The sequence below is a fragment of the Cytobacillus sp. FSL R7-0696 genome (genome assembly GCF_038006865.1).
Lineage (GTDB): Bacteria > Bacillota > Bacilli > Bacillales > Cytobacillaceae > Cytobacillus > Cytobacillus kochii.
On record NZ_JBBOWA010000001.1, the window covers coordinates 2,326,912 to 2,342,440 of the forward strand.

The following is a 15,529-nucleotide window of genomic DNA, read 5'->3' on the forward strand; positions in this document are numbered from 1 at the left end:
TTTAATAAATAATGGGGAAAAAGATATGGCCATTGAATCAGTTCATTTTGAGAATGTAACGAAGCGTTTTAAAATGTATCAAAACAATAAAGAAAAACTATTAGATATATTCGTACCTAAAGGATACGGTGAAGATTTCTACGGATTGCAGCATATCAACTTCACTGCTTATCAAGGCGATGTCATTGGTGTGATTGGTATTAATGGTGCTGGAAAATCTACACTGTCCAATCTTATTACAGGAGTAGTACCTCCTACCACAGGTGATATAACGATTAATGGTAGTGCATCGCTTATTGCTATTGCATCAGGTCTTAACAATCAATTAACAGGTCGAGAGAATATTGAATTAAAATGTCTCATGCTAGGGTTTAATAAGAGAGAAATTCAGCAATTGATGCCTGAGATTATTGACTTTGCTGATATAGGTAAGTTTATTGACCAACCAGTTAAAAACTATTCTAGTGGTATGAAGTCACGATTAGGCTTTGCCATTTCTGTAAATATTGATCCTGATATTATTGTCATTGATGAAGCCCTCTCGGTTGGTGACCAAACCTTTACTGATAAATGTTTAGATAAGATGAATGAATTTAAACAAAAAGGTAAAACCATCTTCTTTATTAGTCATAGTATTGCACAGGTAAAGAAATTCTGTGATAAAGCATTATGGCTAGAGGCGGGAGAAGTGAGAGATTACGGCACTATCGGTGAAATTATTCCAAAATATGAAAAGTTCCTAAAAGATTTTAAATCACTAACCAAAGAGGAACAGAAGAAATTCAGACAGGATATTTTAGATAGGCGCAGTCAGTTGAATAATTATACTGACAACATTGAAACCAATAATGCTAACGTTGTTTCTAGTAATATTCAGCGAAGTTCAAGAGTAAAAAAACGTACAAAACCTAGTCGTAAAAAATGGAAATTTATTTTAGGATTAAGTACACTCTTAATACTCCTATCCGTTAGCACTCTATTTCTTATAAATAACTATCACTCATCGAATTCGACTGTGAAGACCAACCAAAATGAATCACCTGTAGCATCAGAAGAACCAAAAGCTGTAGAAGAAGGTTTAAAGGATGAATCATTAGATATTAGGTATGTAACGGTCTCAAGTGCTAATATAAGACAAGAACCAACAATGGAGAGTGAAGCTATAGACTTTGCTGTTTTTGGTTTTCCATATGAAGTATTAGAAGAAGAAGAAGGATGGGCTAAAATCCAACTAAATGATAATGAAGAAGGCTGGGTTAGTACAACGGTTTTGGCAAGATTAAATAATACAGTTGTTGATCAAGAGATTGAGACCAAATTAAATGGCATTGTCGGTCCTAATTTCCCTCTAGAAACTGTTATGAACACTTTAGGGAAAGGGCAAGTGATGGAGGAACCTTTTGAACATGCAGAATATATTTACAAAGATGAAGTAATCAATGGTGTGATTATTGATATGAATGGTCCATCTACAGATACCTTATTTAATCAATTGGGAGAACCAGATATGGAGTTAGAGGAGACGAAATCTTTCTTATATCATGGAGAAGAATTTGATTACTTATTTCAAGGAGTAGAAGATGGAACAATAAGCTCACTTCAGTTGATTAAAAGAAGTTAAAAAAAGGTCTTATTCTTCACCTCATAGGTTGATAGAATAAGACCTTTTTTCTTATATATCTAGGTGTGATTTCAATTCTTCTTGTACTTTTAATTGCTCTTCATTTGAAACGATTAAATACCAAACATCATTGATACGCTGACCATTGCCGGATATGGTTAGCTGGTCAATTTTTCCGACTGCATTTTTATAATTTTTTTGGATATCACGCATTTCATTGAAAGACAAGTTCGTTCTAACATTCTTGCCTAACGCATCTAAGATGTCATCATAGTTTGTGAGTGTGTTAAGGCTCATCCCTTTTTTAATGACTCCTTGAATCACTTGACGCTGACGGTCTTGACGACCGAAGTCACCGTTTGGATCTTCTTTTCTCATCCTGACATAGGATAATGCTTCGTCGCCATTTAAGGTGTTTGCCCCTTCTGTAAAGGAAGAATTCCCTTGTTCAAATGAGAGGGAACTGTTAACTGTAATGCCTCCAACCGCATCAACAATATCTTTAAATCCTTCCATATTTACCTTGATATAATAATCAATTGGGATATCAAGGAAGTTTTCCACCGTGGCCATCGCCATTTCCTCATTGCCGAACGCATAAGCATGATTAATCTTATCATCAAAGCCCTTACCGACAATTTCTGTACGTGTATCTCTTGGGATGCTTAACATTTTCATTGATTGGTCATTTGGATTAACAGTGATAACAATGATTGTATCTGAACGCCCTTTGTCTCCGCTTCTTTCATCTACTCCGAGCATTAAAACAGAAAATGGCTCTTGTTTAGTCAGTGTAAGCTCCTGCTCTCTTTTCTCTGTTTTATACTTGATTGGTTGATGCATCGTTTCTACAGCCCCTGAAACAGAACGATAGACCATAAACCCATAGATGCCAACTGCAATGACCATTAACAGAACAATAGAACCAGTTATTTTTAACCATAACGGCTTCTTTTTCTTAGGTTGGCTACGCATTTCTTTTCCCCCATACGAATGTTAATTTGATTGATATATGTTATAGAATACCAAATTATTAGTTCGGTGGATATAAAATAAATGTAAAATAGACAATATTAGACAAAAGTTCTTCTTATTCGTAAAGTGAATGTAAAAAAAATAATAAATACTGTCATATTTTAATATGTTAATATGAATGTGGGGTATGTAGAATTTAGCACTACTGGAAAATTAGTTATAAAGTATCATAACTTTAGAAGAGGAGGAGAAAATGACTAAACTAAAGAAACATATTTCCATGTTTCTTATTGCTTTATTAGTATTCGGTTTAACTTCGAATATAGGATATGCGAATGAGATAAATAATAAAAGTGTTGAACAAGAACCAATTACATATGTTGTAAATGAAGAGCAACAAGTTGCTGTATATCTTGAAGATTCACAAGAAAGCGAGATTTTATTTCATTTAATTAAAGATTCAGTATTTGATATCGTAGAACTAGGGGACGAGTACTCTTATATTCAAACAAAGGACGAAGAAGATAATGAAGTACTAGGTTACGTCCTTAATGAAGAAATTGATCAATATGCGATTGTTCAAGATAAACCTGATGAAGAAGAGTTAAGCGGTGAGAAACAGGAAGAAACGATTGAGACCCCTTTGACAGAAGAAGCGCAAGAGAATGCTCCTAATGAGGAAGAGGCGGTAAGTGAGGAGAATACTCCTATCGACTCAACAGAAGGACAAGATAATCTTACTGAAGAGGATGAACTCACTGAAGAAGAAAGTCAAACAGATGAATTAAAAGAAGATGAAGCACAACAAGCGCTACCAGATGAACAGGAAGTAAGTGATGAGCAACCTGTAAAATCAAGAATGCTTATGAGTAAAGCTTTAGTTACTGTACAAGGTGTCGCACTTAAAAACCCCACAAATGTTTACACAGAATCCAGTCGAAATTCTACAGTGTTAAAGAGCTACTCTCAAGGTAAAATTCTTAAATTTGAAAAGTCGAATAATCAATGGCTACAAGCAACTGTTTATGTAAAGGGTAAGGCAGTAGCAGGTTACATCAATAGTGATGATGTTGACTTACTTGTTGAAAAGCAAGAGAGTTCGAGAGGAATCGTTTATAACGAGAATCTACATGTTTATGCTACACCGTCTAAAAACTCGAATGTCTTAAAGAGTTATAATGAAGGACATACGGTCGTGTATCAAACATATTCTTCTCAATGGAATGAAGCGAAAGTTTATGCTAATGGTAAATGGCAATATGGCTTCATTCATGAAGATGATGTGATTCCAGAAAACACACCACAATCTACGTTAAATGGTGTGGTGGAAAATGAAAAACTCAATGTGTATAGCGGATTATCAAAATCATCTAATGTGCTGAAAAGCTATAATGAAGGTACAAGTGTTAAATACAGAACACATACTGCGAATTGGTATGAAGCGACTGTCTATGTAAATGGAAAAGCGACTACAGGTTATATTCATAAAAGTGATGTAATCAATGATGATGCGAAGCAAGAGACACTCAGTGGCATTGCAAAAAAACGTGTCAATGTATATAGCAGTACTTCAACAAGCTCAAGTATCCTAAAAAGCTATAATGAAGGTAGTACCCTTAAATATAAAACTTTCACGAAGAATTGGTATGAAGCAACTGTCTATGTAAATGGAAAAGCAACAACAGGCTATATTCAAAAAAGCGCAACTATTGACGAGGATGCAGCTAGAACTGATTATAGAGGAGTGGCTTTGGCCTCGCCAACAAAGGTGTATGCAAACGAATCAACTTCAGCTAATGTGCTGAAAAGCTATGGCTCTGGATCCATCCTTAAGTATCGTTCGTATACTGACAACTGGTACGAAGCAACTGTTTATGTAAATGGAAAAGCAACAACAGGTTATATCAATAAAAAAGATGTTGAAAATAGTAAGAACCCACAACAAACATTAACAGGTACAGCACAATCAAAAGTGACAGTTTATACAAAGGCCTCTAATACGTCTAGTGTCTTGAAAACTTATAGTAAAGGTTCCAAAATTAAATATAAAACCTTTACATCGAATTGGTATGAAGTGACTGTGTTTGTAAATGGAAAAGCTCAAACTGGTTATATTAAAACGAATACGATGGAAAAAGGATTACAAGGAAAAGTTATTGTGCTTGATCCTGGACATGGTGGTCATGACCCAGGGGCAATGGGCATAGAAAAAGACTTGAATCTTAACACCGCTAATTATCTGCGTTCTTATTTGAATGCCGCAGGAGCTGAGGTAATCATGACTCGGTCTACTGATGTATATTTGACATTAGCTGAACGTGTAGAAATTAGCCATCAATATAGTGCAGATGCTTTCATTAGCATTCACTATAATTCAAATCCAGACCCTAGTCCTAATGGAATTGAAACCTATTATTTACCTTCTAATGAGAATGAACGAGAGCTAGCCCAATTGATTCAAGATGGCGTTGTCGCTGAAACAGGGTTACGAGATCGTGGGGTTAAAAATAATGGGAACTTCCATGTCATTCGTGAGAATCAAAATGTGGCAGTCTTAGTAGAGTTAGGATTTCTTTCAAACCCAGCAGAATATGATGTTGTTACGAAAGCAGCTTATCAGAAAAAAGCAGCTAAGGGGATTTATAACGGTTTGAATCAATATTTTAATTGAGATTTAAATTTTAAAGAGGTGGTTCTTATAAAAGGATCACCTTTTGATTGATGCAAGAGGTTATTTATTATGTTTTAATGATCAATTTCTTAGCTAAATAAAAAATAATAATTTGGTTATTTTCTTAATATTTTAATAAATTGTATAATTATTGTAAGAAAAACTTCTCAGTTTTAATTAATCTGGTCTTGTCGCTGTCAAGTAGACCATAATAAAAGCTAAGCAGTGAGCGCGTTTCGATATTCAATCGGCGCGCGTTTCTTTAGTTTCTTTTGTAATTGTAATGGTAAATGTAATTCTAAAGAGCTTGCTCTAGTTCTTCTCCCATACACTTTACTTATGTACAGCTTCTCGGTTTTGAGGTGTGAAAAGAATGATTCTATACAGGCATTGACCAGGCAGTTTCCATTGCGAAAGTGGCTGCTTTTGATGTCATAATCCTTTAATCGGTTGCTGTATATTTTTGACGTGTACTGGAAGCCTGATCCGAATGGAGAACGGCTCCAGCCACGTCTTTTTTCTTTGTCCATTTCTCTACTGTTTTTAACACAAGTTCCAAATCATTTCTTCGGGCTAGATCCCAACTTACTATTTCGTTTTTGAAGAGATCCTGTATGACCGATAAATAAAAATTATTCTTCGCCAACAGACATAAATGTGATATCCGTTACCATTTTTTGATTAGGTCCTAGGCCTGCCTTTTATAGGATAAGAAACTCCTTTACGCTCATGGACTACTTCTTTCCATTTCTTAACCCACACTTTAAGCTGGCTGCAGTTACGGATTCCTTATAACTTCCAGACCCACTCACATATTTCATGAAGGCATTATGTTTTAACTCTTCCGAATAGCTATTAAAAGTTTTCCCTTTTTTTTGCCATAGAAAAATCCCCTCCAAGTAGCATTCTTTCCTTCATGGTAACATGAAGGCCTTTTTGAATGTCTACTTAAAGGGGACATTTACAATCTGAGAAGTTTTTTAGTAAACTAGAGAGATGTTAATAACAGCAAAGTATTAAATTAATTGCTATTTATAATTGATAATATATATTTGGCTAGTATTTTACTAGAATTTCCCTTTGAATATTGATTCCACTTTTGATTAAACTTTTTTATTTCATGTATATTAAAGTTATTTTCAGCAATTGTTGATATAATTTCTTCGGTTGAGAAAACTATTGGTCCAGGAACTAATTCATTATACTCTTCCCAAAAACCTCTTTCTCTTTTATATTCTTCAAAATCATAGGGATAAAAAATCATAGGTTTTTCCAATATGGAATACTCGAATGGTACGGAAGAGTAATCGGTAATCAACATATCAGTAATAAAGAGTAAATCATTGGTATTATATGTTTTCGAAAAATCATAGACAAAATCAGTGAGATTATAAGGTATTTCTAACCCTTTTCTAATTGTGGGATGTAACTTAAGTATTAAAATATATCCTTTTTCATAAAGCTCTCTGTTCATTAGATGTAGATCAAGATGTAACTTGAAGTTTTCGAAATCTTCATTTCGATAAGTAGGTGCATATAGAATAATCTTCTTACCATCTAATTGAGGGTATTTAGTAAATATATATTCCTTCTTTTCTTCTATAAGCACTTTATCATAGAAGATATCTGTTCGTGGGATACCAGATTTGATAAATCTCGAATTATCTAAGCCAAAAGCTTGTTTGAAAATTTCCTGCATCTTATCTGAACCAACGATTATCTTGTGAAATTGATTATAAACTTTATGAAAACGATTCTTCGCAGCGGTGGTTCGTGTATCATTCCCAGGATCTAATAAACCAAACTTTTTTATAGCTCCATTCGCATGCCATAGTTGGACGCAAGTTACTTCCTTTTTAAACTTAATCGTTGATAAAAACCCAAAGTAATTATCTACTAAAATAACTTTAGAAGTAGCTAAGTGATATATGCCTTTAATAAATTGATAAGGTGAGCGAAAATCAAATAATAAAATATCAGCGTTATCAGCCGTATGTTGTTTGAAAAACTCTACGAAGTCTCTCCGGGTTAAAAAAATAGTGCGACAAGTATAATCTTGTCGCTTTTGTTCATTATATACATTGATAGTATTTTCTAAAAAAGAAGCAACATAAACAACTTTATTTTCCATAGGGAAAAGTTTAAACAATTGGAAAATTAGACGGAAAGTAAATAAATAAACGAATATAAAGAGTTCTCTAATCATTACTTCACTTTAAAAAGATCCTTCTTGATTTGTGAAGTAGAAATACCAACAGTTCTTGGTAAATAGATTACATCACAATATTCATTGAGATAATCGAATTTCCCTTCCCAATCATCGCCCATTACAAAAATATCAATATTGTGTTTGATTACATCTTCTACTTTTTGTTCCCAGGTGTTTTCTGGAATTACTTTATCGACATATCGAATTGATTCTAGAATCATTTTTCTGTTTTCATAAGAGTGGTAGGATTCTTTACTTTTCAATTTATTAAATTCATCAGAAGAAATAGCAACTGTTAGATGGTCACCAAGGCTCTTGGCTCTTTTTAAAAGATTAATGTGACCCCAGTGAAGTAGGTCGAATGTACCGTATGTTATTATCTTTTTCATAAGAGGTTACCTCCGAGTATTTGACATCAGCTTTATAAGATTTGATAATATTTCCTATGGATTATACTCATTATTTTATTTTATGATATATATTTTTTTTTATCAAGTATTAGTAATTATTACATAGAAGTGGCAAATATTAATTAATAAAGTAAATGTTGAATAGCAATTAATATTCGTCTAAAATTGCTATTAGATAAAATGTGGATTATATATATGTTTAACTGAAAGAAGGTTTTTACAATAAATATGAATAGTATGTTTGACTTCACAAAAAAAGTTAAAAGAAAAGTTAATCGTAAATTAAAAACTGAAAAGCAAAAGGCTAAAGAGTATATTATCAATAATTTACTTCATTACGGCGAATTAATCGATATAATTGAAGATGGCTTGAATATTATGTTTAAAATTAAATATTCAAGTAAGGTATCAAATCAGAAAAATGTAAAACTTCTCTTTCATACTAAAAACGGTGAGGTATTTCACAAAGCAGAGAGTATTATAAAGGAAAAGTCTTCAAATATATACGAATTTATTATACCCAAAAATGATTTTGATTTACCATCCAATAAACGGACATACCATGTTTCCATACTTGTTGGTAAGAAAAGGGTAAGAGTTCGGTTCGGAGATGAATTTATTTATAAAGACTTTCAATACTTTCTAAGTAATACTCATTTATTTTTACTTAGATGGGATAGACATAATCGAGTGTTCTTTAAAACAAGTTATCTAAATGGAGAAATGAAATCTGTTTATGATATCCCCAATACAATTGAATCTATTCAACATGAAGAAAATTCAATTAAATTAAGTGGCTTTATTGATAATAGCATTTTAGACAAGGAAATATTAAAAGAGCAATTCTTCTTGGAAATCAGAAGGCCTAATGGTTATAGTGTTAAAGCACCTATGTATATAAATGGAAAGCAATTCAAAGCAAATATTGCATTGGAAAACAGTACCTTTGCTGTTAAAGGGAAATGGAAGTTTTTTATTACCGTTGATTATGACACCCAAAGTTTCCGTTTCCCTATGTATGTAAGAAACGAAAAAATGAAAGAAAATACTATTGAATTTTTTATTCCTACACATCGTGAGACGATGCATTTTCGGACTAAAGTCATAAATGGAAAGATATTTTCATATACAAGATATTTATCTATTCGACCTAATACAATTAATTTTATAAGAAAAGAGAAAAAAATCACATTAACAATTGAAAGTTCGAAGGATAAATTAAGCATTCTTGATGAAAAAGCAACAGATGTATTTTTACGCCTTAGACAAAGGGATACAAATGAATTTACTAGCATCAAGATGTTTAGAGAAGTAAAAGAAGATACAGTCTTGATATACACAGAATTAGACTATGCTATATTAGGTTTTGATGCACTTGATAGGCCGAGAAGGTGGGATTTATTTATTGGTATTAAAATAAATGAATCTCAATATATCGATTTTAGAATTGTGGATCAGAATATAAATAAAGTAAAAGATGAAACAACATATGTATTCGAGAATCACATGGATTGTTATTTCTATGAATTTTATGGTACTCGATACAATAAACTTTCACTAGTATATTCTCGTGCAAGTTTGAACAAGTTTGTTAACAAATTCTATATTCAAAATCATCATTTTAACTTAGAAGGACAAATATATTTTGATTCGAAATTCGTAAGAGAAGATTTAAAGTATCAGCCTTTTGTAGAATTAATTAATAGAAGGAATATGGAAAGTGTTAGATATGAAGTGGAAGTTAAAAATGGAAAAGACTTCAAGGTTGCGATTCCGACAAATGAACTAAGTTTAATTGTTGATGAATTTAAAGAGATAATTGACTTTTATTTAATATTAGAAGGAGAGTCACTCTTTAGAAAAGTAAAGTTAGGATTAAGAGATTATACGTATTTCAAAGATAAGGTATTCCTTGATTTCACTTCAAAGAAAGATAATCAAACTTATGAGTATAATCTAACAACCACACCGAAAGGGAATATCAAATTCGAAAGCTTTATCTTTGAGACTAAGCTTTATAAAGAAATGAAATCTATTTCTGATGCATCTCAAAGTAAAGAAGTATGGCTTGTTGGTGAAAGGCCTGATACAGCTCAAGATAATGGGTATAGATTTTTTGAGTACTGTCGTAATCATTTTCCTGAGTTAAAGATTTATTATGTTATTGATGGAAAATCACCTGATATTGAGAAAGTTCTAGCATTAGGAAACGTGCTGGAAATAGGCAGTATGGAACATATTAAAAAAAGCTTACAGGCAAGTGCATTTATTGGTACTCATGATTTGGATTATATACTTCCTTTTAAAGGAATAAAATATGAGAACTATAGAAAAGCAAAAAAAATCTTTTTGCAGCATGGGGTTTTAGGTAGGAAAAATGTTCCATATCATAAGGTTTACTATGAATACCCTTTTGATTTATTCATTGTTTCATCCCAGGCAGAAAAAGATATGGTCGTAGAGCAATTTGGATATAATGAAGACGAAGTGGTAGTTACTGGTTTAGCTAGGTTTGATAAGCTCCAAGAAAATCATCATCCAAAAAGAGAAATACTACTCATACCTACATGGAGAGAGTGGATAAATAGTGAGGAAAATTTAATCCAGTCTAGTTATTTTGAAAAATACATTGGATTTATTCAATCTCAAGAATTATCTTTGATGCTAGAAAAATATAATTTGAAATTGAATTTTTATCCTCATTATAGAATGCAACAATATATTAAAGATCATGTTCCAATGAATAATGACAGAATTAAACTTGTTGAATTTGGAGAAAAAAGTGTTCAGGAGCTTTTGAAGGAAAATTCAATTATGGTAACAGATTATTCTTCGGTTTCATTTGATTTTACTTTCTTAGGTAAACCTGTGATATATTTTCATTTTGATTCCGATTTGTTTTTTGCAAACGGCATATTAAGACCAATAGAAGAAACTTTTCTCGGAGATATCGTTACTTCACATGAAGAATTAGTCGAAAAAATTGAAGAAGCAGTTTTAAGGAATTTTAAAGAGAGACCAGATATTTTGTCACGAAAATCTGATATATTTTCTGTGTTAGATAATAATAATAATGATAGAATCTATAATTGTATTAACCATTTGAGCAAATAGTAAAAGAAGATGGGGAATTAATAGGTATAAGAGAATTTATTTGGCAAAAAGCTAAATAACTTATTCCCCATCTAGTTTTTTGGGAGGAAATTTTGGTGATTAGGAAGTTGATTACAAAGGTGAAAAGGCACCGTATTATAAAAAAAGCTTATCAAATAGCTTTTAAAATAGTAGGTTTATTACCAAAAAAGAATAACCTAATCATTTTTGAAAGTTTTTTGGGTAAACAGTTTAGTTGTAATCCTCGTGCGATTTATGAGTATATCGAAGTAAATTACCCTGATTATGAAATGTATTGGAGTGTAGATCCAAGATACTCAGCTTCTTTTCAAGTAAAAGGGGTTAAAACAATAAACCGTTTTTCTATACCGTGGCTTTTAAAGATGGCCAGAGCTAAATATTGGGTATTTAATAGTAGAACGCCTTCTTGGATTCCGAAACCTAAGAATACAATATATTTGCAGACATGGCATGGTACACCGTTAAAAAAACTTGCTGCTGATATGGAAGAAGTGCATATGCCTGGAACCGATACGGATCGTTATAAGCGAAATTTCTTAAATGAATCTGGGAAGTGGGATTATTTAATTTCTCCAAATCGATATTCAACAGATATTTTTAGAAGAGCATTTGGCTTTGATAAAGATATGATCGAGTCTGGGTATCCAAGAAATGATTTTTTACTATTAAATAATGGAAAAGAAGCAGTTATTAATGGAATAAAAGAAAAATTAAAAATACCCTCTAATAAGAAGGTTATTTTATATGCTCCAACTTGGAGAGATAATGAATATTATAGTGTGGGTAAATATAAATTTAACCTAAAATTAGATTTAGAAAAAATGAAAAAAGAATTAGGTAATCAGTATATTATACTTATGCGAATGCATTATTTAATTGCGGAAAATATGGATTTATCTATGTATGAGGAATTTGCAAAAGATGTATCAAGTTATGAAGATATAAGAGAATTATATCTCATATCAGACATCTTGATTACGGATTATTCATCAGTGTTTTTTGATTATGGAAACTTGAAACGCCCAATGATTTTCTTTACCTATGATATAGATAACTACAGGGATCAGTTAAGAGGATTCTATTTTGATTTCGAAAAAGAAGCACCAGGCCCATTAGTTAAAACAACTTCAGAAGTGTTAAAAGAAATTAAATTAATAGAAGATGGTAAGAAGCTAGATGAAAGTTTTGAACCCTTCTTTAATCGATTTTGTTATTTAGAGAATGGGGATTCAAGTATGCAGGTAGTTAAGAAGGTATTAAAAAATAATGAAAGTTAAGAAACCTCGATTTGGGGTTTCTTTTTTTATAATCAAGACTAAAGAATTATAATATTTTTTGTATCAAAAGGGCTATAAACTATAATAAATTGTAAAACCATAAGACTAATTGTCGATATTAAAAGTAATGCTGGTTACTAGTCAATGGCTTTGGTAAAGTGAATTTTGTGAGTTTAGGAGGTGTAGAGTTTTATTTAGTATTAGGTGGGCGTGTAGAGGAAATCTCTTATGATAGCTACCGGTTTTTTGAAAAACTAAATATTTGCTTCAAGTGTAAATCTGATAGTTATGTAAGGACCGCTACATGTATCCCTAAGATAAAGTATAGATTTACATGGGGGAAAAGTAGTGAAAAAAATATTTGTTAGTTTTTTAGTCTTGCTATTAATTTTACAGAGTATACCACAGAATATTTCGTTTGTTAAAGCGGAATCTCTACCTGAAACATATGAGGCAATGGTATTTGCTGAAGAAATTGATGGTGATATTTCTGTCTACGAAGAAGAAAATAGTGAATCAGAAGTTTTATTTACTATAAAAGATGATTCTGAAGTATTGGTATTAAACTGGGGACAATATTTTTCCTTTGTAGAATATTCTTTTGAGGATGAAACAGAAACAAAACAAGGTTATATAGAGAATAGTAGAATTGTAGAAAAAGCGGAAGCGAGTGAATTCCGCGAAGCAAGGCTATTTGTTTTAAACAATCATGATGAAGAGGCAAAGAATGAGCCGGGCGAAACGGAAGAAATCGATGGGGCTGAAGACCATGAGGTTCCTCAAAACAACTCACAAGAAAACTTAGATAAAAGTGAGGATTCAACAGTAGAGGAACCTGAGGACAACGCTTCCTCTTTAGAAGAAACTGACTCTATTGAGATGGAAGAAAGTACACCAAGTGAAGATATCGATGGAGAATTGGAAGTTAGCCAAGAAGAAAAAGAAGAGGTTGTAGAACCGAAAGCAAGAATGTCTACATTTGCTGCGACTGTCAGTAAGCCACTTTATGGTATTGCACTAAAAAGCCCGACAGTAGTTTATGAGAGTACTAATCAAGGTGCCAAGTCTTTAAAAAGTTATTCACAAGGGTCAATCTTAAAGTATGAAACGTATAATAACAATTGGTACAGTGCGATTGTATCAGTAAATGGAAAGTGGCGTGACGGTTTCATTAAAAAGACAGATGTAGAAAACATTCAAGAGAAAAAAGCACTTCAAGGTATAGCAACTACAACAACAAAGGTTTACTCTAAAGCATCACAAAATGCAAATGTGCTAAAGTCATATAGCTCTGGTAGCATTTTGCAGTATAACACTTTAACATCTAATTGGTATGAAGCTACAGTATATGTGAATGGTAAAAGGGAAACTGGTTATATTTTTAAAGGTGATGTAGAAAATATTAATTCTAATTCTGTAGAGCATCAGGGTGTAGGTATACAATCACCTACTAGAGTTTATCAACAAGCAACTACAAACTCTAAAACTTTAAAAACTTATCCAAGAGGAAGTATCTTGAAGTTTCAAAGTTTTTCTTCTGGCTGGTATTCCGCTACTGTTTACATCAATGGTAAGGCCACAAGTGGCTATATAAAAGCATCGGATGTTTCATTAGCTACAAATAATCCTGAAACATTATATGGCATAGCATTGAAAGACTCGGTGAGTGTATATAAAAGTGCATCAAGTGTAACTAGCACTCTTAAGTCGTATACTAAAGGAACATTATTACAGTTTGAGACTTTTATTACAGGGTGGTATAAGGCTACCGTTTATATTAGTGGTAAACCGCAAATAGGTTATATCAATGCATCAGATGTGGAAATTCCCGTGAAAAATCCTGCTCGTTACCAAGGGGTTGCATTAAAATCACCTACTGCTGTATATAAAAAACCTAATTTATCTACAGGTAAATGGAAATCATATAAGGTAGGTAGTATCCTGGAATATGAGTCATTTATTAATGGATGGTATAAGGCAACGGTCTATGTGAATGGGAAAAAGCAAACAGGTTATATCGCAGCTAGTCATGTTGAAAATACAACACAAACGTCTAAGGAAGTACAATTATACGCAGTGCCAGACACTTTAAATGTATATACAATTGCTTCTAAATCATCTAATGTAATTAAGAAATATAAACAGGGTGATTTATTAAAAGTCAATAACTTTACTTCAAACTGGTACAGAGCAACTGTATATGTAAATGGGAAGAAATATACAGGCTATATCCACAAAGATGACCTCAGTACAGAAAAACCAGGTTATCTCAATCTTGACTTAAGAAAACCAGCAAAGCTGACTGTACAGGAAATCAAAGCTTTATTTGATCGCAAAGGTCATGGGGATAGTAAGTTAAAGGATTATGCCCAAGAATTTATTAATGTTCAAAATAAATATGGGGTAAACGCAACTTACTTAGTAGCGCATACAATTTTAGAGACTGGTTGGGGAAAGCAATCCAACTTGTTCGATTATAAAAATAACTTATATGGATACGGGGCGTATGATGTTTGTCCATTCACTTGCGGTTACTATTTTGATAGTGTAGAAGATAGTATTAGTAATGTAGCGTACCAAGTGAAATCCGATTATTTAACTCCTAATGGTAAATGGTACAATGGACCAGACTTAATTGGCATGAATGTAAAATATGCAACGGATAAAGATTGGCAAAATAAAATTGCTCGATTAATGGAAGATTTACAGCCGTATGATGCTAAGTACTACTCGTCTACAAATGTTGTAACGAGCAATGGTCCTGCACCATCAGGTAATTGGAGTAGGGATATTCCAGCAGGCAAGCCATATCCATCAGATGTTGTTAAAAACATGCCGGCTGGTACGAAGGCAACAATCAACACCAATGCGAATTGGAGATCGTTCCCTTATGTGAATAATAATAGTAATGTCATTGGCACATTAAAAGTTTCAACTGAAGTGATTGTATTAGGATACAACACGGATGTAAAATCTAATGGTAGTTATCCATATGATACAACTTGGTATCGCATTTCAGTTAATGGTAAACAAGGTTGGATTTACGGTGACTATTTAAACTTTACAAATGCAAAACAAGCTAAAGTTTATACTTCTTCTTATGATTTACTGCAGCAATTCAAATAATGACTATACCGAGGGGAATACCCTCGGTTTTTTTGTGTTTACATGTTTCTCTTTTCTAAAAGAGTACGGGAAAATCTGATGAACATATTTTGCACCTCTTATAGT

At 32.5% G+C, this 15,529-nt stretch carries 7 protein-coding genes and 1 pseudogene; 5 read left to right on the top strand and 3 right to left on the bottom strand.

The features are described from left to right. The first annotated feature begins 25 nt into the window (after positions 1-25). On the top strand, positions 26-1,621 hold the full coding sequence (gene tagH / locus MKX29_RS11995; RefSeq protein ID WP_289434673.1) for a teichoic acids export ABC transporter ATP-binding subunit TagH: 1,596 nt from the start codon (positions 26-28) through the stop codon (positions 1,619-1,621). A gap of 51 nt (positions 1,622-1,672) precedes the next feature. Here the strand turns inward: tagH and tagU are convergent, their stop codons facing one another. Continuing rightward, positions 1,673-2,596 carry a polyisoprenyl-teichoic acid--peptidoglycan teichoic acid transferase TagU gene (gene tagU, locus MKX29_RS12000; protein WP_251162155.1) on the bottom strand — a complete coding sequence of 308 codons (924 nt, stop codon included), beginning with the start codon at positions 2,594-2,596 and terminating at the stop codon, positions 1,673-1,675. Between the two features lie 253 nt (positions 2,597-2,849). Between tagU and MKX29_RS12005 the strand changes: the two genes are divergently transcribed. After that, the gene (locus tag MKX29_RS12005) at positions 2,850-5,267 is read left to right on the top strand and encodes an N-acetylmuramoyl-L-alanine amidase (RefSeq protein ID WP_340976538.1); all 2,418 of its coding nucleotides are present in this window, start codon (positions 2,850-2,852) and stop codon (positions 5,265-5,267) included. Between the two features lie 1,021 nt (positions 5,268-6,288). Here the strand turns inward: MKX29_RS12005 and MKX29_RS12010 are convergent. Both MKX29_RS12010 and tagD read right to left on the bottom strand, forming a co-directional pair. Beyond that, positions 6,289-7,473: a CDP-glycerol glycerophosphotransferase family protein gene (locus MKX29_RS12010; RefSeq protein WP_340976536.1), complete on the bottom strand. Its 1,185-nt coding sequence runs from the start codon at positions 7,471-7,473 to the stop codon at positions 6,289-6,291. Beyond that, positions 7,473-7,865 (bottom strand): glycerol-3-phosphate cytidylyltransferase, encoded by a 393-nt coding sequence (gene tagD, locus MKX29_RS12015; RefSeq protein ID WP_340976534.1) that lies wholly within the window; start codon positions 7,863-7,865, stop codon positions 7,473-7,475. The genes MKX29_RS12010 and tagD overlap by 1 nt, the downstream gene beginning before the upstream one ends. A gap of 249 nt (positions 7,866-8,114) precedes the next feature. Here tagD and MKX29_RS12020 point away from each other — a divergent pair, with 249 nt between their 5' ends. The 3 genes and pseudogenes from MKX29_RS12020 to MKX29_RS12030 all read left to right on the top strand — a co-directional run bounded on the left by MKX29_RS12020 (position 8,115) and on the right by MKX29_RS12030 (position 15,424). Next, positions 8,115-11,000 carry a CDP-glycerol glycerophosphotransferase family protein gene (locus MKX29_RS12020; RefSeq protein ID WP_340976532.1) on the top strand — a complete coding sequence of 962 codons (2,886 nt, stop codon included), beginning with the start codon at positions 8,115-8,117 and terminating at the stop codon, positions 10,998-11,000. Between the two features lie 101 nt (positions 11,001-11,101). Continuing rightward, positions 11,102-12,298, top strand: a pseudogene (locus tag MKX29_RS12025) (CDP-glycerol glycerophosphotransferase family protein); the annotation flags it as partial. Between the two features lie 348 nt (positions 12,299-12,646). Beyond that, positions 12,647-15,424, top strand: coding sequence for a glucosaminidase domain-containing protein (locus MKX29_RS12030; RefSeq protein ID WP_340976530.1), 2,778 nt, complete (start codon positions 12,647-12,649; stop codon positions 15,422-15,424). Positions 15,425-15,529 lie beyond the last annotated feature (105 nt).